A 17,451-nucleotide genomic window follows, 5' to 3' on the forward strand; every position below is an offset into this window, starting at 1 on the left:
AGTCTTCGCTGGCAAAGTTCAGCGCTTCAGGAACACAGCTTGCCATGATCGAGAACCAGACATCGCGAGGCGCCAAAGCCGTCATTTGCCTGATCGTGCTGGCTATCGTTTTGGCGTCGGCCGGGATTGGCTACATTCGGTTCGGCGGACCGTTGCATCGGCAGAACCTGCTGCAGGACGAACTGCTCGCCGACATCCTGCCCCCGCCCGCCTTCGTGGTGGAGCCTTACCTCCATGCCACATGGGCGATAGCGGATCCGGCCCATGGCGGCGATGCCATCACCGGACTGGAGGAGGAGCACAAGCTGTTCCTCCAGCGCAAGCGCTACTGGCAAGAGGCGCCGGTGCCTGAGGAACTGCGCGAACAGGTCGACACTACGATCGGGACGGCCGATGCCTTCTGGACCGCCGTCGATGCCCGCTTCATACCGGCGCTCAAGACTGGCGATCTTGAGGCGATGCGCCAGGTCCATGCCAGCGAACTTACCCCGGCCTATCTGGCTCAGCACAATGCGGTGACGAGCCTTGTCTCGCAATCGGGCACATATCGCGCAGGGCTTATGGACTTTGCCGAAACGACAGTGGTTGTGCTTGTTGGTGTGTTCGCGATCCTTGCGCTTGCCATCCTGGCGATGATTCACGGCGCGGCGCGAATGATCCGCCACCGCATCGTGGCTCCTTTGGCGGGTACGGCGGAAGCGATGCGGCGCATGGCGGGCGGCGACTATTCCGAAACAGTTGCCGGGACCGAACGCGATGACGAGATCGGGGTAATGGCGCGCGCCATTGCGGTGTTCCGCGATAACGGAATCGCGCGCGAGAATGCCGAGCGCGATCAACGGGCGGTGGTCCAGGCCTTGACGGCAGGGCTGGATCGCATGGCCAGCAAGGATCTGGAATTCAGGATAGAGCAGGAATTCCCGCAAGCTTACGAGGAACTTCGCCGCAACTACAATTCTGCCGTAGATGCTCTGGCCGGGGCATTGCGCACGGTTCGGGTCGGTTCGGCCAGCGTCACGTCTGCTATCGCCGAGATTCGCGCAGCCGCAGACGACCTTGCTTTCCGCAACGAACAGCAGGCATCAAGCCTTGCTCAGACCGCTCTATCGATGAACAGCGTCACGGCCAGCGTGCGCGAAACAGCGGCGGGCGCCCGAAGCGTACAGGACACGATCAATGCCACGCACCGCCAGGCGAGTGAAGGCGGCGAAGTCGTGCGGCGCTCGATTGCCGCAATGGCTGCGATCGAGACGTCCGCACGGGAAATCAGCCAGATCATAACCGTGATCGATGGCATCGCCTTCCAGACCAACCTGCTCGCCCTCAATGCGGGGGTGGAGGCTGCGCGAGCGGGCGAGGCAGGCAAAGGCTTTGCCGTGGTCGCGACCGAAGTTCGGGCGCTCGCCCAGCGCTCGGCAGAGGCAGCCCAGAATATCAAGGTGCTGATCGAAACAAGCAGCGCGCAAGTCGGCCAGGGCGTAAGCCTCGTCGGAGAGACCGGAGAGCGCCTCGTCGGTATCGTCGATCAGGTTGCACAAATCGATGACATGATGATGCGGATCGCACAGGCTGCCGGACTTCAGGCGGAAAGCCTGGAAGGTGTCAACCTGGCGGTGGCAGACATGGACCGCATGACTCAGGCCAATGCCGCCATGGTCGAGGAATCGTCTGCCGCCACGCACAGCCTTTCGGCCGAAGCCGAGCGCCTGACCAAGCTTGTTTCGGCATTCCGCACACGCGAAAATGCCAGTCGTCCGGCATACGTCGCCAGCCCCGAAGGCTTGCGTCGCGATTCTTCGCTTCAGGCCGAACGGACCCGTTCACGCATCGCGCTTGCCGCAGGCTGATGTGCAACGGCCCGGCTCCCTCAAAGGGGTGCCGGGCCGTCGGCAACAATGCGGCGAAAGATCAGCGGCCCTTGCGGTGTTCGCCCTTGACCCAGCGGACCGTGCCCGATGATGCACGCATGACGACGCTCTCGGTGGTCATCACGCCGTTCTTGTGCGTCTTCACGCCAGCCAGCAGCGATCCGTCGGTCACGCCGGTTGCGGCAAAGATGCAATCGCCCTTGGCCAGTTCGTTCAGGTCGTACTGCTTGTTGAGGTCTTCGATGCCCCACTTGTACGCACGGCTCTTCTCGTCTTCGTTGCGGAACAGCAGGCGGCCCTTGAATTGCCCGCCAACGCAGCGCAGCGCGGCTGCGGCCAGAACGCCTTCGGGTGCGCCGCCGGTGCCCATGTACATGTCGATGCCGGTATCTTCGTTGGTCACCGCGATCACGCCGGCAACGTCACCATCGGGGATCAAGGCGATGCCGCAGCCGATGCCGCGCAGTTCGGCGATCAGATCGGCATGGCGCGCGCGGTCGAGCACACATACGATGATGTCGCCCGGCTCGACGCCCTTGGCGGCGGCCACGGCCTTGACGTTCTCGGTCGGAGACTTGTCGAGGTCGATGATACCGGCGGGATAGCCCGGACCCACGGCCAGCTTGTCCATGTAGACGTCGGGCGCGTTGAGCAGGCCGCCCTCTTCGGCAACCGCCAGCACCGCCAGCGCGTTGGGACCAGCCTTGGCAGTGATCGTCGTGCCTTCCAGCGGATCGAGGGCAATGTCGATCTTTGGCCCGCGACCGGGCGCCGCGCCCACCTTCTCGCCGATGTAGAGCATCGGTGCCTCGTCGCGTTCACCTTCGCCGATCACGACGGTGCCGTCCATTTCCAGTTCGTTGAAAGCGGCGCGCATGGCTTCAACGGCGGCAGCGTCAGCCGCCTTCTCGTCGCCACGGCCGATCAGACGCGACGCGCCGATGGCGGCGGCTTCGGTAACGCGAACCATTTCGAGCACGAGAACACGGTCAAGGACTTGCGACGGGGCGGGGTTGGTTGGCTTGTCGGTCACGATGGCTCCCTATTGGTCAATGCGCGGATCAATCACGTATGTCATGTGTTCAGCCATTGTGCAGGGTCATCCCGGCAGGACCGGGTCGACGCAGGTTCATGACTGTGCAAACGTATGCGTAAACATCATTGTGTGGCTTGCCTGTAATTGCATGGCACAGGTGACGTTGGTGTGACTTAGGCACTAGACGCGAGGGACGGGTCTTGTCGAGACCGAGAGTGGCAGTTCTGGCAGGCATTGCGCTTCTTTTTGGGGCGATGCCCGTGATGGCGCAACAACAGGCCGGGACGAATGCAAATGTTCAGGGACCAGTGCTCCCGCGGGGCGAGGTGGCGCAGGACGATGCCACGATGTCGCAGCGCCTGCTGACCGGCGCGCAGGCCGAGCGGTGCCGACCGATGCAGCGGTCCGACGGGACGATCGTGGTTTGTGGCGGCAAGGAAGCCAGCGACAAGGAGCGCATTCCCTTGCGGGACGAAACCGACGGCGCGAAATCAACCGATGACGGGCTTCCGCGCGCGCCCAATGTTTCGGGTCTGCGCGATTGCAGCCGGGGCTGCATCGGCCTTGGCGGTGTGCCCGCGCCGATTTACTACTTCGATATCAAGGCGCTGCCTGCGCCACCGCCCGGATCGGACGCGGATCGTATCGCCAAGGGTGAAATTCCCGCGCCCTGATTCGGCGCGGAGGGGCAATCACTCGCCCAGAATGTGCATCACCAGTGGTGGCTCGGCGAGAGCAGGCGATCCATCGAGCAGCCGCAAGGCTTCGGTGATGGCGCTTTCGGGACCTTCATGGGTTACCATGGCCACCATCACTTGGGCGTTGTCCTTGTTGCCCTTCTGGATCAGGCTTTCGATCGAAACCCCCGCATCGCGCATCGCAGCGGTGATCTCGGCGAGCACACCGGGGCGGTCGGCCACGTTGAAGCGGATATAGGCCTTGCCGGTACGGTGGCCGACATCGGCGGGCGCGGCGTGATCGAGTTCTGCGACGGGGATCGAGAATGGCGCGCCAATATCACCGCGGGCAATGTCGATCAGGTCGGCAACGACCGCGCTGGCGGTTGGACCATCGCCTGCGCCGGCACCCTGAAACAGCAGCCGTCCGACGAAGTTCCCTTCGGCGACGACCGCATTTGTCGCCCCATCGACATGGGCGAGCGGATGGTCGCGGTGGACGAGGTGGGGATGCACCCGCTGGAACAGGCGGCGATTGCCCGCAGCGTCGATTTCGGTCTGCGCCATGCCGATCAGGCGAATGTAGTAACCCAGCGCATCGGCCTGCGCGATGTCGGCGGCCAGCACACGGCGGATGCCGGTGGCGGCCACGGGCTTGAAGTCCACCGCCGTGCCGAATGCGATGGAGGACAGGATCGCCAGTTTGTGCGCGGCATCGATGCCATCGATGTCGAAGCTGGGATCGGCCTCGGCATAACCCTTGGCCTGCGCCTCGGCGAGCACGTCGGCAAAGTCCCGGCCGGTGTCTTCCATCGTCGAGAGGATATAATTGCAGGTGCCGTTGAGAATGCCATAGACGCGCGCGATCTCGTTGGCGGCAACGCCTTCCTTCAGGCCCTTGATCACCGGAATGCCGCCTGCCACCGCTGCTTCGAACTTCAGTGCAACCTTCGCCGCTTCGGCCTTGGTTGCCAGTTCCACGCCGTGGTGCGCGATCATCGCCTTGTTTGCGGTGACCAGCGCCTTGCCCGCTTCGAACGTGGTGCGTGCCAGCGCCAGAGCCGGGCCATCGGCGCCGCCCACCAGTTCGACCACCACGTCGACATCGGCGCGTTCGCCCAGGATGACCATATCGTCTTCCCAGGCATAGCGCGATACATCGAACCCGCGATCCTTGTTGCGGTTGCGCGCGCTGACCGTGGTGATCACGATGGGGCGTCCGGCGCGGCGCTCGATCAGCTTGGCGTTCGCCTCGATCAGCCGGATCACCCCGCCGCCAACCGTGCCGAGGCCCGCAAGTGCGATGCGCAAAGGTTCGCTCATATCTGTCCCGTCACCGTAGAATAGTCGCGCGCGCCTTAGGCGACAGGCGCGCGCGGGGCAACAGCGGGAATCGTCAGCGCAGCACCGCCGGGCGGGTGCGGGTGCATTCGCCCAGTTCGGCAAGGACGAAGGCGTAATCCTCCTCCGCGGCGGCATGCTCTTCGGCATTGCCGGACAAGCCCGCGCTGGACGGGATCGTGCGCGGCAGGAAGCAGGCGAGGCGATACCAGGTCAGTGTATCGCGCTCCGGCGGCCGCGCGGCCTGATCGACAATCTCCGAAAGACTGACACCCCACGTCCGCGCCATGCCGGGACGGCGCACGACAGACAAGGATACCGGCGCCGCCGTTTCCGTCTGCAGGAACAATTGGGTTTCGCCTTCGCCCGCAAGGTTGCCGGGGACGAACAGGACCTCGCGCAAGGCCTTGATCCGTGGCGGTGCATCGGGCGAAAGCAGGTCGGTAAGGATATTGCGGGTTCGCGCCTCGACGCCTGTTGACCACAGGATTTGCGCGCCGCCATCCACCAATCGCAGTTCGCCGGGGCGCCCGGCCACCGTCCGCGCGAAGATCAGCACCTGCATCTTTGCCAGCTTCGGCAGCTTGCCCTTTGCATCGAGCGGCACGTCGGCAAGGTAACGAACGGTCTCGCCGATTGCCGGCCCGGCAAGCAGCGCCGTGGTCCGGGTTTCAACCAGCACCCGCGCCATGCCCGGTACCAGCCCCGGAGCCTGCTCTGGCTTTAGCCGACTGACTTTCCGAACCTGTCCGCGCACGACCACCTCGGCAGCATCGGCGAGTCCGGCAAGGTCGGCATAGGTCAGGTTGTCCGAAGCATTCGTCACTACCTTCGTGGCGGTTGTGGCAGTGCTGCGAATCGGGGTTTGCTGCGCCAACGCCGAAGTGGAGGCGGCAGTGACGAGCAGGCTGGCGAGCGCAATCGCAGCAGCGGTGGTCCAGGTGGCAGAACGGTTCATTCCAGAGTCTCCGGCGGTAGCGGCGGAAGCCGCCTTCCTTCGATTTCCGTCGATTTCAGCCAGTGCAACCATGAATCGACAGTTAACGGATAAAGCATTTGCGCCGCTTTGGCTTCGCCGTTAAAGATGCAACCCGTTCGGGCAATCCAAAAACAAGCAGCCCGACGCTTGCCGCCGCCAATCCTCCCGGATTGATGTCGGTGGACCGGGTTGCCGGCAGGGTGGATTGAAATTTGCTGGATTGGCTTTCGCGCAGGACGGTGATCTTGCGTGCGGGCTCCACTTTGGTCAGGGCCGTACACGCGTGCTCCGGGCTCAGGTGGGCGATCAGGAGTATTGGAGCTGAATGGCATACGCTGACCAACAGATGAGCGGTAACAAGATCACCGCGCTCATCATCGTTGCGATCCTTCATGTCGTCGTCGGCTATGCGCTGGTCTCAGGGCTGGCGTATTCGGCGATCCAGAAGGTGAAAGAGGTAACCTCGGCGGTCAACATCGAGGAAGAGAAGCCGCCGGAAGAACCGCCGCCTCCTCCTCCTCCGAAGGATGACCTGCCCCCACCGCCGATCGTCGCGCCTCCGCCGCCGATCAGCTTTAATGCGCCGGCACCACAGGTGCAGACGGTGAACCAGGCCCCACCGATTCCGGCTCCGCCGGCGCCGGTGGCTCTTCCTGCGCCGCCCGCTGCCCCGCCTGCCCCCAGGTTCCAGCCGAAAGGTGCGGCGCCAAAGGGCAATCCGGGCAACTGGGCAACGTCGAACGACTATCCCTCGCGTGCGCTTCGCGAAGAGCGTGAAGGCACCACGGGTTTCCGTGTCACTGTCGGGACCGACGGCAAGGTTACGGACTGCCAGATCACCAGATCATCGGGCAGCCCGGATCTTGACGAGGCAACATGTGCCAACGTCCGTCGCCGCGCGCGTTTCACGCCCGCGACCGATGGCGAAGGCAATCCTGCCACCGGCACGTATTCGAACTCGATTCGCTGGGTCATTCCAAAGGACTGATCCAGCCGGACGGACACGAAAGCCCGTTCGACTGGCTTTCACGCACTTTGATTTGATTTGAAGAGGAAGACTCGCATGTTCATCTACAACCTTGCCGCTGCGGCCGGGCAGGCTGCGCCGCAGAACAAGTTCGGTTTCGCCGAAGCACTCGAGCAGGGCGGCTTCATCGCTTATGCGACGGTCATCATTCTCGGCATCATGTCGTTTGGTTCGTTCTTCATCCTGTTCACCAAGTTCTTTGAACAGAACAAGATTCTCAGCCAGTACAAGAACGTGCGCAGCGGTTTCTGGCGTGCTGCCACGATCCGTGAAGGCGCTGCAAAGCTCGACAAGAACTCGGCCTGGCGCCAGCTCGTCGATGACGGCCTCGCTGCTGAAGACCAGCATGCCAAGATGACCGATGCGCTTGAAGCACACGACTGGCTGCACGGTTCGCTCGCCCGCTCGGAAGCTTCGATCAATTCTAAGCTGGCAGGCGGCCTGCCGTTCCTCGCAACCGTGGGTGCAACCTCGCCGTTCATCGGTCTGTTCGGCACCGTGGTCGGCATCTACCGCGCTCTGATCAACATCGGCCTCGCCGGTTCGGCTTCGATCGACAAGGTCGCAGGTCCGGTCGGTGAAGCTCTGATCATGACCGCGCTCGGCCTGCTCGTCGCCGTTCCGGCCGTGCTTGCCTACAACTGGCTGCAGGCTCGCAACAAGCGGATCGCTGAACTCCTTTCGGGCTTCTCGACCGACCTGCTTGCGAACATCAACTCGAAGGGTGCGGTCAAGCCGGCAGTTGTTGCTGCTCCCGCTACTCCGGCCGCACCGGTCAAGAAGTAAGATTGAAACCTCTGGTCGGCGCATAGTCGCCGACCTGTTCCGGATACGCGGGCTTCTGCCGGAGCCGCACCCCAAGGGGGCGCTCCGGCAACTTCCGCGGCTCAGAACGGATAGGATGTAACCCATGGCAATGTCTGTAGGCGGCGCTGGCGGTCAGGAACGCCCGATGTCGGAAATCAACACCACGCCGCTCGTGGACGTGATGCTGGTGCTGCTGATCATCTTCCTCATCGCGGTGCCAGTCGCGATCCAGACTGTCGAAAAGCTCAAGGTGCCGGTCCTTCCCAGCGAGGAATCGCAGGACAAGGTCGAAAACCTGATGCTTTCGGTCGTTTCGACAGATGCTGCTGGCCGCAGCCCGAGAGAACCCGGCTATGAGGGTTCTTCGCGCACCGGCCAATGCCGCGTCTATTTCAATAACCAGACTGCGGTCGACAACCAGGAGCTGTACCAGCAGGCTTTCAATCGCCTCGATGCGATCGTGAAGCGTGAAGGCGGCGCCGCCAACATGGATCCGGAAAAGATCCCCGAAGTGCAGATCCGCGGTGACGTGAACGTCCCCTGGAAGTGCATCGCCGGGGCCATCTACAACGTCCAGTCGGCTGGCTATCCCAAGGTCGGCTTCATCTCCACCCCGGTCGATCCGAACGGCTAAGTCCTTCGGGGCAATGCAGTACGCAACCGGGCCAGAGAACGAACAGGAGTACCTAAGATGGGAATGAGCGCAGGCGGTGATGACGGCCAGCCGATGATGGAAATGAACACGACGCCGTTGATCGACGTCATGCTCGTTCTGCTCATCATGTTCATCATCACCATCCCCGTGGCTACCCACGCGGTGAACATCGACCTTCCGCAGCCTTCGCCGCCGACGGACGATGTCAAGATCGACCCGATCAAGAACAAGCTGGTGCTGACGCAGACCAACCAGATCCTCTGGAACGGCGCACCGATCAACACGGGCCAACTCGTGTCGATCCTGCAATCGACCAAGGCGATCAATCCTGAGCCGGAACTGCAATTCCAGCCGGAGGAATATGCCAGCTACGAGATCGCGAACCAGATGATGAAGATCATCACGGATTCAAAGGTCACGAAGTTCGGCTTCGTCGGCAACGAGAACTTCGCGACATTCCAGAAGGCCCAGTAAGCCAGAAGGTTGACGCACGGCTCTCATCGCCTGCGGCAGTGAAACACGGAAAGGGAGCGGAGCAATCCGCTCCCTTTTTGTTTGGCGATCACGTCGTTTGCAAACACTGGGCGTAGAGCACCCTCCCCACTGCGACTAACTCTTCTTTCAGAAGCGCAAGTCTCGCTCCCCTCCCGCCTGCGGGAGGGGCTGGGGGTGGGTTTACGGCGACTGCGTTTGCAAACGACGCAATCGCTTTTTGTTGGCGATTATGTCTTTTGCAAACATCACTTCGTCATTGCGAGGAGGCGAAGCCGACGAAGCAATCCAGCGCCGCTACACACCGCTCTGGATTGCTTCTCCCCGCTTCGCGGCGCTCGCAATAACGAAGCCAAGGTGTGTATCTGCAAACGATACAACCACCTTTCGTTTACGCTCAATTCAGCCGCATCGCGGCGGCGGCCAGGCTCTCGGCCTCGACGAGCAATTCATCGTCCGCCGCCCCTGCCGGAAGCGTTTCACGACCGATCATCACCAGCACGGGCACGGCCAGCGGTGTAACGCGGTCCAAAGTCACATGGACCAGTTGACCGGCCGCCCGATCGAGCAGATCACCCAACCGTCCGACATCGGTCATCCGCGCGCGCGCATCGGCCCACGCGGCCTCGATCAGCAGGTGATCGGGTTCGTACTTGCGCAACACATCGTAGATCAGGTCGGTTGAAAAGGTCACTTGCCTGCCCGACTTCCGCTTGCCGGGATGCTGGCGTTCGACAAGGCCTGAAATGACTGCCACCTCGCGAAACGCGCGGCGCAGCAGATGCGATTCCTGCACCCATTCGACGAATTCGTGTGCGAGGATATCGGGCGAGAGCAGCGGGGCAGGATCGCCAACAGGCCGAGCGCCCCAGACGGCCAGTGCATAGTCGTTGGCGACAAAGCCGAGCGGCATCATTCCGCGCTCGTTCATGCGCCGGGTGATGAGCATGCCCAGCGACTGGTTCGCGTTCCAGCCCTCGAAGGTGTAGTACACCGTATAATGCCTGCCGTTGTGCGGAAAGCTCTCAGCCAGCAGATCGCCGGGGCCGGGCAGTCGGCTGCGCCAGTCCTGCATCTCAAGCCATTCGCGCAGATCGTCGGGAAAGCGCGACCATCCGGCACGGTCTACCATCAGCGCGCGTACGCGTTCCGAAAGGTGTGTGGTGAGCGGCATCCGCGCACCCATGTAGCTGGGGATCTGGCCCGGCTTCTTTGCCGCGCGCACAATCAGTTCAAGATCGCGCACGCCCTCTACCTCCAGGTCCATTCCGGCAAAGCGGATGGTGTCTCCGGGCGATAGCGTCGCGCCGAAACTCTCCTCGACCTTGCCCAGGTTGCGACCGTTGCGAAAGCGCACGTCGAGCATTTCGGAATCGACGATGATCCCGGCATTGAGGCGGTGGCGCGCTGCATGTTCTGGATGGACCAGCCGCCAGATTCCCTGCCGATCGCGCACGATTCGCTTGAACCGGTCATAAGCGCGCAGGGCATATCCGCCCGTGGCCACGAATTCGAGCACACGGGACCATTGTGCAGCATCGATCCAGCGATAGGCGCTGGCAGAGCGTACTTCCGCCAGCAGCGCCGCCTCTTCGAATGGACCCGCGCATGCGCAGGCCATCACATGCTGCGCGAGCACGTCGAGACCGCCCGGTCGGAACTCCTCGCCATCGCGCTGGCCTTCCTCCACCGCTTCCTGCGCGGCGAAGGCTTCAAGAAACTCGAAGCGGTTGCCCGGCACCAGCAGCGCACGGCTGGCACAATCGAGGCGATGATTGGCGCGGCCGATGCGTTGCAGCAGCCGCGACGAACCTTTGGGCGCGCCCATCTGCACGACCAGGTCGATGTCGCCCCAGTCCACGCCCAGATCGAGGCTGGCGGTGCAGACCAGAGCGCGCAACTCGCCGCGCGCCATGGCCCCTTCCACCTTGCGCCGCGCCTCCTTTGACAGCGAACCGTGGTGAATGCCGATCGGCAGCTTGTCGTCGTTCACGTCCCACAGGAGCTGGAAGATGTATTCGGCAAGGAAACGGGTGTTGGTGAAGATCAGGGTGGTCGTGTTGCGCCGTATCTCTTCGTAGAGCTGTGGTACGGCCCATGCCGCGGCGTGTCCGCCCCAGGGGACGCGCTGGTCTTCAGGATTGAGGATGGTGACTTCGGGTGCGGCACCCTCCTCGCCATGCACCAGCCGGACGACATCCGCCTCCCCCAGCGGGGCAAGCCAGGCGCGAAAGGCATCGGGATCGGCGACGGTGGCCGAAAGCGCGACCCGGCGCATCTGTGGCGCCATCGTCTGCAACCGGGCGAGCGACAGTGCGAGGAGGTCACCGCGCTTGCCGGTGGCGAAAGCGTGGATCTCGTCCACGATCACGCAACGCAGGTCCGCGAACATCGTGGCGGCTTCGGGGTAACTCAGCAGCAACGAAAGCGATTCAGGCGTGGTCAGCAAGACGTGGGGAGGACGCGCGCGCTGCCGTGCCTTGCGGTCCGAAGGAGTATCGCCGCTGCGCGTTTCGACGCGCAGCTTCAGTCCGATATCGTCGATGGGGGTCAGCAGGTTGCGCTGCACGTCATGCGCCAGCGCCTTCAATGGCGAGATGTAAAGCGTGTGCAATCCGTCGCCGGGCGGATCGTCACTCGCAAAATCGGCTAGCGTGGGCAGGAAGCCCGCCAGCGTCTTGCCGGCCCCTGTATCGGCCACGAGCAGGGCGTGATCGCCCGCGCGCGCCGCTTCCAGCATATCCCACTGGTGCCGCCGCACACGCCAGCCGCGGCTTTCGAACCAGTCTGCAATGGCGGGGGGAAGCGTCATTATCCCCTAGATAGGGAAAGGGTTACATAATCGAAAGGATTGCTTGCCGATCAGGTGCAGGCGCGGCGAGAGCGGCATCGATCAGCGCGATGGTGACCGCGCATTGATCGGCATCGGAACCTGCATTCCCCATGGCCTGCCGCACGCGTTCCTCGCCAATGCCGGTCGTATGCATCACCTTGCCCACGATGGCGCCCGATACACTCGCCTTGCCTGTTGCAATACGAGGAGGCGGCCCCAGTTGTCTTGCGTCCAGCATGGTCCTCGCCAGCTTGCGCTCGCGCTCGGCCACGGCATCGGGAAGCTGCAAATCGGCAGGCAGGCGGCGCGTACGGATGAACGCCATGCATTGTGCCGGGTTCACCTTGCGGGCCGCGCGCAGCAGGGCGACGCGGACGCGCTGCACGTCTTCCAGCAGCGGTCCCTTCACCATGCGCGCGGTCATGTACATCCGCTCGCGCACAAGATCGTGGACTTTGGCGATATAGGCTTCGTCGGTGTCGCCTTCGGACCGGGCTATTGTGCGATTGGCTGAAAACAGCGCGGCCAGATCGGGCTGCCTTGCGCGCACCTGATCGAGTGTCACCCCGGTGCCGAAGATCGTCGTGGCTGCACGATCCATGATGGCATTTTCGCGGCTCTGGTCGATGGCACCGATCGTCGGAGGCTCGACAACCGCTTGCGGATCGGCATCGTTCGACGACATGGCAAACCGGACGATCTGGATGAGGAAAATCAGGGCGATGGCAATCAGCCGCCCATTGCTGAGCCAGCCATGATTGCCGCTCGACGTGCCCTGCCGCTCCCACAGCGCCACGCGCCACGGATCGAAGTGATGTTCCAGTTCGGGGAAATGCCTGCGCACCCCGCCGAGCAGTTGCTCCACATCGCCGCGCTTGACGAACCAGCCCCGGCGGCTGCCCTGCTGGGCGGGCGTGGTCAGTTCCATCCAGGCCTTGTGCAGGGGGTGCTTGGCGTCGAGCACCTTTTCGCGGAAGCGCAGGCCCCGCAACCGGCCGTTGAGGAATGCGACAGACTCGCGCTCGCTCACTTGTCCGCGTTCGCCTTCCCATCCGAACACCTGCGCCGCCGGTTCCAGCAAGGGGGCAGAGCGGGGCCAACTGCGGCAGAGGATGTCTGCCAGCCAGTTGTCGATCTCGTCGAATGCGGTCACGTTCACGTTTTCGGCGTTGTGCAGCACGGATTTCAGGTGCCCGCGCGCCATTGCCTCTTCCCAACCTTCCAGCGGCGGCAGTTCATCCCCATCGCGATCGGGCAGCAGCAGGCGGTGGAGAGCCTGTTCGTGCGCCCATGCGGGCATGACCGCATCGGCGTTCTGTTCCAGCCCCAGCAGCACCGGGCGCGTGAAAGGATCGCGCGAGACGGCGATGGCCTGTTCGGCTGGCGCCTTGGCAGGTGTGAAGCCCGGTGTAACGTCAAGCGATTGCGCGCTCTCGCCCAGCCGCGTGGTCAGCGTTGGTTCGGACGTGCCATGGGCCTGCGGGGCGCTGTAAAGCCAGCTTGAGGTTTCGGTTTTCGGCTCTTCCGACGCCCCGCCATCGATGTTCGCAACGCCTGCAAAGGGATCGAACGAATCGTCTGCGGGTGATTCCTGCATCCGCGCCCAGCGCAGTGCGGAATCGCGCGCATCGCGCAACCTTGCATAACCATCGACATCACGGTCGACATCCATCGCTTTCAGCTTCTCGGCATAGGCGCGGCGGATCGCGGGGATATCACCGGTTTTGGCGATGCCGAGCGCACGAAAGGCTTGAACAGGTGTCACAGGCGCACGCTCATAGCGGCGGGTTTGCTTCGAGCATATCGAGCAGTTCGGCAAGGGTCGCGGCGGCATCGGCAATGCGGCGCGGGTCCTGGCTGTCGAGCGCCGCCGTGAACGCCAGTGTGCGGTCACCGATGATCGCGCGGGCATCGCCGAGGAATTCCTCGAAACAGCGCTCCGCCCGCGCCAGCAGGGCCTGATTGGCGGCTTCTTCGCGCGGGTGATGCTTGAGCGCGGACAGCGCCTTGCGCCGGGCGTCCAGATCGCGCGCCGCCTTGCGATCCTCCTCGTCGATGATCATCAGGTTGTGCTTCGCGCCGGTCAGCGGCACTTCGACATCGACTTCGAGCAGGCCGGAACTGTCGTAGGAAAAGCGAACCTCGATGTTTACTTCGCCTTCGGCGCGCGGAGGCACCGGTACTTTCAGTGTGCCCAGCTTGACGTTGCCCGAAACTTCGCGGGCTTCACCCTGATAGATGCTGACCTCGATCTGCTTCTGATTTTCCGCCATCGTGCTGTAGATGCCCATGCGACTGACAGGGACGGGGGTGTTGCGGTCGATGATCGGCGAAAACAAGCCTTGCTGAACCTGTCCGCGTGACGTTCGCTCTGCGGTTTCGATGCCGAGCGTGAACGGGCAGACGTCGGTGATCCGAATTTCCTCAAGCCCGCCGTCCCGCGCGATCAGCCCGCCCTGAATGGCCGCGCCCATCGCCACCGCATGATCGGGGTGGACCTGCGAATTGGGAAAGCGGCCGAACAGCCGGGTGATCGCCTTGCGCACCACGGGCATGCGGGTGCCGCCGCCGACCAGCACGATCTCGCTGAGCGATGCCGCATCGATCTGGCTGTCGCGCAGGGCACGCACCACCGGATCGCGCAGCCGCCGGATCAGGCCTTCGGCCTGTGCCTCGAATTCGGACGTGGAGACGGTCGTCGTCAGCCGCTCGCCATCCACGGTCACGGTAAACTCACCCTCGGCGGCATCGCTCAGCGCGCGTCTGGCGCGTTCGGCAGCTTGCAGCAGCAGCGCCTGCGCACGGGCCGGATCGATGGTGGCCAGCTTGCCACCGGGATCGAGACGGCCTTTGATGGCACTGGCGAGCGCGGTGTTGAAATCATCGCCGCCCAGCCGGTTATCGCCCGCCGATGCGCGGACTTCGACGATGCCTTCGAACATCTCGACGATGGACACGTCGAACGTGCCGCCGCCAAGGTCAAACACCAGAAACGGCTCGCGCTCGGCCTTGTCCTGCAGGCCGAAGGCCAGCGCCGCAGCGGTCGGTTCGTTGATCAGGCGGCGCACGGTCAGTCCCGCCAGTTCGCCCGCGCGCCGCGTGGCCTTGCGCTGGCGATCGTTGAAATAGGCGGGCACGGTAATCACGGCTTCGGTCGGGCGCTCACCCGTCAGCGCGGTTACGTCGTCGCGCAGGGCCATCAGCACCAGAGCGGACAAGTCCTCGGCCGAAAAATCCTTCCTGCCCAGCCGGACCTTGCGGTCGGTGCCCATGAAGCGCTTGAAGCTGGTGGCGGTCGCGCCATCCTTTGCGGCCATGCGTTCGAGCGCGGCAGCGCCGACCAGCGTCGTCCCATCGGGCAGGATCGATACGGCCGACGGCGTCAGCAATGCACCCAGCGCATTGGGCACAAGCTGTGCCGCGCCATTGTTCCACAGGGCCACCGCGCTGTTGGTGGTCCCCAGATCGATCCCGATGAGCATTCCTGTCCCCGTGCTTCGCCCGCCCTGATGCGTCAGCGCGAACGACATTGGCAAGCGCAAAGCTGCGAAGCGACGAAGTGCCTGTCCCGTGCGACCGATGCGCGAACCGTGGCCGTGTCCGTCCGTTCATGTTGCATGACAGACCTTGCAAGGAGAGAGGCAATGAACGACCGCCCCGAACGTCATGCGCGCGACTATTGGCGCGACGAAGAGCGCCGCGATCACGGTCATTCCGGCCGGAATGACCCAGGACAGGATTATTCAGGAGAATTCGGACGCGACACATGGGGCCGATCCGGTTCCACGGGTGCGCCACCGCCGCGTGGAGACGACTGGTCAAGCCGTGGGGCGAACTTGCGCGGCGACAGGCGAACGCACGATTGGGAAGTGGGTGATCGCAACTACACCGGGCAATCGTCTGGTGGCCCGTCGCGTTATGCGGGGCGCGGCTATGGCCCTGCAACGCCTGACACATTTACCGGCGACGATTACGGCGGCGGAACGCGAGCCTGGGCCGGAACCGGATCCAAGGGAAGCGGCCTTGGCGCTGCACCATCCTACACCGGATATTCGGGCCGTGGCAGCTATGGCGACGATGACGGACGCGGTTTCATGGACCGCGCGGTTGACGAAGTGCGCAGCTGGTTTGGTGATGAAGGCGCCGAGCGTCGTCGCGAGGAGGATCATCGCGGGCGTGGACCCAGCGATTACACGCGCTCGGATGAGCGCATTCGCGAAGATGCCAATGATCGGCTGACCGAAGATCCCCGGCTTGACGCGCGGCAGATATCCGTGGCGGTCACCGAAGGCGAAGTTACCCTGACAGGGACCGTATCCAGCCGCAGCGACAAACGCCGGGCCGAAGATTGCGTCGATGCGCTATCGGGCGTCAAGCATGTGCAAAACAACCTGCGGGTGCGTTCGGGCAGCGCGCTGGAAGGGCAAGGCGGGACGCTGGGCTGGGGCGACGGTGGCAGTTCAACCACACCTTCTGCCTGATCGTATCGCATCCATGCCGAGAAGGGCGCGGCACCCGCTGCGCCCTTTTTGCTAGGGAATTATAGCGTTTGCAAACAATGCTGTATTGAACCCACCCCCAGCACCTCCCTAAAGGGAGCGACTATCTGACAGGTCAAGTGTCACTGACCAATTTCAGCTCTTGTTTCGCGTGCTTTTGCGTTGAGTCGGACGAGCAGTTTTCGGGCGAGGGCGATGCGGACGACCATTTTGGGTTTACCTTGGTCGAGCAGGCGTTGGCGGAACTCTGCCATGGCCGGATCGAATTTTCGCACGATGTCGGCGACGAGGAAGAGGATCGAGCGGACAGAGCTTCTTCCACCACGGATAGATCGGGCACCGGATCGTTTGCCGCTGTCGTTCGCGATGGGCGCAAGGCCTGCAAGTTTGGCGATGGCCTTGTTCGACAGGGTTCCGATTTCGGGCAGTTCGGCCAGCAGGGTGGCAACGGTGCGATCTGCCACGCCCTTGACCGAGCGCAGTGTGCGATCAAGCGCGGTCCAGACGGGATCGTGTTCGATCAGGCCTGCGATTTCACGGGCCAGCGCTTTGGCTTGGGTATTGAAGAAGGCGATGGCCTCTTTCAGGCTGGCAAGGGCAAGCGGATCGCGGGTGGAATGCAGGCGCTGCTTTTGCACCGTGATATCGCCTGTCACTTGCCGCAACCGGGCAGAAAGCGCGCTAAGCCTTTGTTGTTCGTCGCAAGGTGGCGGCGTTGGCCGTAGCCGCCGTGCCGCAGCAAAGCAGGCGATGACCTCTGCATCGATACGGTCGGTCTTCTCCAGCCGCCCCATCGCCTCGGCAAAATGCCGTACCGCTCTGGGATTGGTCAGGGCACAGGGCATGCCTGCGCGCCACAGCGCCAGGAATGCGTCCTGTTCGAGCCCGCCACTGGATTCCATCACCACCAGCCCTGCGCCATGGCGACCGGCCCAGTCCACCAACGCAGCAATCCCCGCCTCATCATTGGCGAACCGGCGATAGCCGCCGGCCTCGATCCAGCCATCAAGCCAGGCCTTGCTAACATCCACTCCACAAATCGTTTCGATCACGGTAACCTGCCTTGTCCGTACGGTTGAGACACCTGCCGACTATTCGGTCGTGCGTGACAAGCGGTGCTGGTCCCAGGCTCCCTTACGGTTACTGCCTGAGGGGTGACGGGCGACAGCACCGCAGCGCCGGGGTGGGTGGCCACCCACCCCGGCGATCAGCCGATTACATCGCAATCAACCAACAA

15 protein-coding genes are annotated in these 17,451 nt (G+C 63.4%); 7 read left to right on the forward strand and 8 right to left on the reverse strand.

Annotated elements, in window-relative coordinates:
- The first annotated feature begins 44 nt into the window (after positions 1-44).
- Positions 45-1,847: a methyl-accepting chemotaxis protein gene (locus LUA85_RS00335; RefSeq protein WP_231466336.1), complete on the forward strand. Its 1,803-nt coding sequence runs from the start codon at positions 45-47 to the stop codon at positions 1,845-1,847.
- Positions 1,848-1,908: 61 nt separating this feature from the next.
- On the opposite strand, the gene glpX is transcribed toward LUA85_RS00335, so the two are convergent.
- Positions 1,909-2,901, reverse strand: coding sequence for a class II fructose-bisphosphatase (gene glpX / locus LUA85_RS00340; RefSeq protein WP_231466337.1), 993 nt, complete (start codon positions 2,899-2,901; stop codon positions 1,909-1,911).
- Between the two features lie 266 nt (positions 2,902-3,167).
- Here glpX and LUA85_RS00345 point away from each other — a divergent pair, with 266 nt between their 5' ends.
- On the forward strand, positions 3,168-3,578 hold the full coding sequence (locus LUA85_RS00345; RefSeq protein ID WP_231466338.1) for a hypothetical protein: 411 nt from the start codon (positions 3,168-3,170) through the stop codon (positions 3,576-3,578).
- Positions 3,579-3,596: 18 nt separating this feature from the next.
- Here LUA85_RS00345 and LUA85_RS00350 read toward each other — a convergent pair whose 3' ends face one another.
- From LUA85_RS00350 to LUA85_RS00360, 3 genes are all read right to left on the reverse strand, one after another.
- The gene (locus LUA85_RS00350) at positions 3,597-4,904 is read right to left on the reverse strand and encodes a homoserine dehydrogenase (protein WP_231466339.1); all 1,308 of its coding nucleotides are present in this window, start codon (positions 4,902-4,904) and stop codon (positions 3,597-3,599) included.
- Between the two features lie 73 nt (positions 4,905-4,977).
- Positions 4,978-5,880 carry a hypothetical protein gene (locus LUA85_RS00355; protein ID WP_231466340.1) on the reverse strand — a complete coding sequence of 301 codons (903 nt, stop codon included), beginning with the start codon at positions 5,878-5,880 and terminating at the stop codon, positions 4,978-4,980.
- Between the two features lie 82 nt (positions 5,881-5,962).
- Complete coding sequence (locus LUA85_RS00360) at positions 5,963-6,295, reverse strand: hypothetical protein (RefSeq protein ID WP_231471936.1); 333 nt, start codon at positions 6,293-6,295, stop codon at positions 5,963-5,965.
- On the opposite strand from LUA85_RS00360, the gene LUA85_RS00365 reads away from it, so the two are divergent.
- The 4 genes from LUA85_RS00365 to LUA85_RS00380 all read left to right on the forward strand — a co-directional run bounded on the left by LUA85_RS00365 (position 6,227) and on the right by LUA85_RS00380 (position 8,864).
- Positions 6,227-6,889: an energy transducer TonB gene (locus LUA85_RS00365; RefSeq protein ID WP_231466341.1), complete on the forward strand. Its 663-nt coding sequence runs from the start codon at positions 6,227-6,229 to the stop codon at positions 6,887-6,889. The genes LUA85_RS00360 and LUA85_RS00365 overlap by 69 nt on opposite strands.
- 75 nt (positions 6,890-6,964) lie before the next feature.
- A complete protein-coding gene (locus LUA85_RS00370) occupies positions 6,965-7,714 on the forward strand; it encodes a MotA/TolQ/ExbB proton channel family protein (RefSeq protein ID WP_231466342.1) in 750 nt (249 codons plus the stop codon).
- 124 nt (positions 7,715-7,838) lie between these two features.
- On the forward strand, positions 7,839-8,369 hold the full coding sequence (locus LUA85_RS00375) for a biopolymer transporter ExbD (RefSeq protein WP_231466343.1): 531 nt from the start codon (positions 7,839-7,841) through the stop codon (positions 8,367-8,369).
- A 57-nt stretch (positions 8,370-8,426) separates the two neighbouring features.
- The gene (locus LUA85_RS00380) at positions 8,427-8,864 is read left to right on the forward strand and encodes a biopolymer transporter ExbD (protein WP_231466344.1); all 438 of its coding nucleotides are present in this window, start codon (positions 8,427-8,429) and stop codon (positions 8,862-8,864) included.
- Positions 8,865-9,279: 415 nt separating this feature from the next.
- Here the strand turns inward: LUA85_RS00380 and LUA85_RS00385 are convergent, their stop codons facing one another.
- From LUA85_RS00385 to LUA85_RS00395, 3 genes are read right to left on the reverse strand one after another with little or no spacing between them, the layout of a single operon-like run.
- The gene (locus LUA85_RS00385) at positions 9,280-11,694 is read right to left on the reverse strand and encodes a ligase-associated DNA damage response DEXH box helicase (protein ID WP_231466345.1); all 2,415 of its coding nucleotides are present in this window, start codon (positions 11,692-11,694) and stop codon (positions 9,280-9,282) included.
- A 22-nt stretch (positions 11,695-11,716) separates the two neighbouring features.
- Complete coding sequence (locus LUA85_RS00390) at positions 11,717-13,480, reverse strand: hypothetical protein (RefSeq protein ID WP_231466346.1); 1,764 nt, start codon at positions 13,478-13,480, stop codon at positions 11,717-11,719.
- 10 nt (positions 13,481-13,490) lie between these two features.
- Complete coding sequence (locus LUA85_RS00395; protein WP_231466347.1) at positions 13,491-15,197, reverse strand: Hsp70 family protein; 1,707 nt, start codon at positions 15,195-15,197, stop codon at positions 13,491-13,493.
- Between the two features lie 162 nt (positions 15,198-15,359).
- Here LUA85_RS00395 and LUA85_RS00400 point away from each other — a divergent pair, with 162 nt between their 5' ends.
- Positions 15,360-16,196 carry a BON domain-containing protein gene (locus tag LUA85_RS00400; RefSeq protein WP_231466348.1) on the forward strand — a complete coding sequence of 279 codons (837 nt, stop codon included), beginning with the start codon at positions 15,360-15,362 and terminating at the stop codon, positions 16,194-16,196.
- Positions 16,197-16,336: 140 nt separating this feature from the next.
- Here the strand turns inward: LUA85_RS00400 and LUA85_RS00405 are convergent, their stop codons facing one another.
- Positions 16,337-17,266 carry an IS110 family transposase gene (locus LUA85_RS00405; protein WP_231466349.1) on the reverse strand — a complete coding sequence of 310 codons (930 nt, stop codon included), beginning with the start codon at positions 17,264-17,266 and terminating at the stop codon, positions 16,337-16,339.
- Between the last annotated feature and the right edge of the window lie 185 nt (positions 17,267-17,451).

This window comes from Novosphingobium sp. CECT 9465 (assembly GCF_920987055.1).
GTDB lineage: Bacteria > Pseudomonadota > Alphaproteobacteria > Sphingomonadales > Sphingomonadaceae > Novosphingobium.

What these genes read in the sequence shown, in the direction of transcription:
- LUA85_RS00375 (WP_231466343.1), top strand. Translation starts at nt 7,839, where the DNA reads ATGGCAATGTCTGTAGGCGGCGCTGGCGGTCAGGAACGCCCGATGTCG.
- LUA85_RS00355 (WP_231466340.1), bottom strand. Translation starts at nt 5,880, where the DNA reads ATGAACCGTTCTGCCACCTGGACCACCGCTGCTGCGATTGCGCTCGCC.
- LUA85_RS00345 (WP_231466338.1), top strand. Translation starts at nt 3,168, where the DNA reads ATGGCGCAACAACAGGCCGGGACGAATGCAAATGTTCAGGGACCAGTG.
- LUA85_RS00380 (WP_231466344.1), top strand. Translation starts at nt 8,427, where the DNA reads ATGGGAATGAGCGCAGGCGGTGATGACGGCCAGCCGATGATGGAAATG.
- LUA85_RS00350 (WP_231466339.1), bottom strand. Translation starts at nt 4,904, where the DNA reads ATGAGCGAACCTTTGCGCATCGCACTTGCGGGCCTCGGCACGGTTGGC.
- LUA85_RS00360 (WP_231471936.1), bottom strand. Translation starts at nt 6,295, where the DNA reads ATGAAGGATCGCAACGATGATGAGCGCGGTGATCTTGTTACCGCTCAT.
- LUA85_RS00365 (WP_231466341.1), top strand. Translation starts at nt 6,227, where the DNA reads ATGGCATACGCTGACCAACAGATGAGCGGTAACAAGATCACCGCGCTC.
- LUA85_RS00370 (WP_231466342.1), top strand. Translation starts at nt 6,965, where the DNA reads ATGTTCATCTACAACCTTGCCGCTGCGGCCGGGCAGGCTGCGCCGCAG.
- LUA85_RS00400 (WP_231466348.1), top strand. Translation starts at nt 15,360, where the DNA reads ATGAACGACCGCCCCGAACGTCATGCGCGCGACTATTGGCGCGACGAA.
- LUA85_RS00395 (WP_231466347.1), bottom strand. Translation starts at nt 15,197, where the DNA reads ATGCTCATCGGGATCGATCTGGGGACCACCAACAGCGCGGTGGCCCTG.
- LUA85_RS00335 (WP_231466336.1), top strand. Translation starts at nt 45, where the DNA reads ATGATCGAGAACCAGACATCGCGAGGCGCCAAAGCCGTCATTTGCCTG.
- LUA85_RS00385 (WP_231466345.1), bottom strand. Translation starts at nt 11,694, where the DNA reads ATGACGCTTCCCCCCGCCATTGCAGACTGGTTCGAAAGCCGCGGCTGG.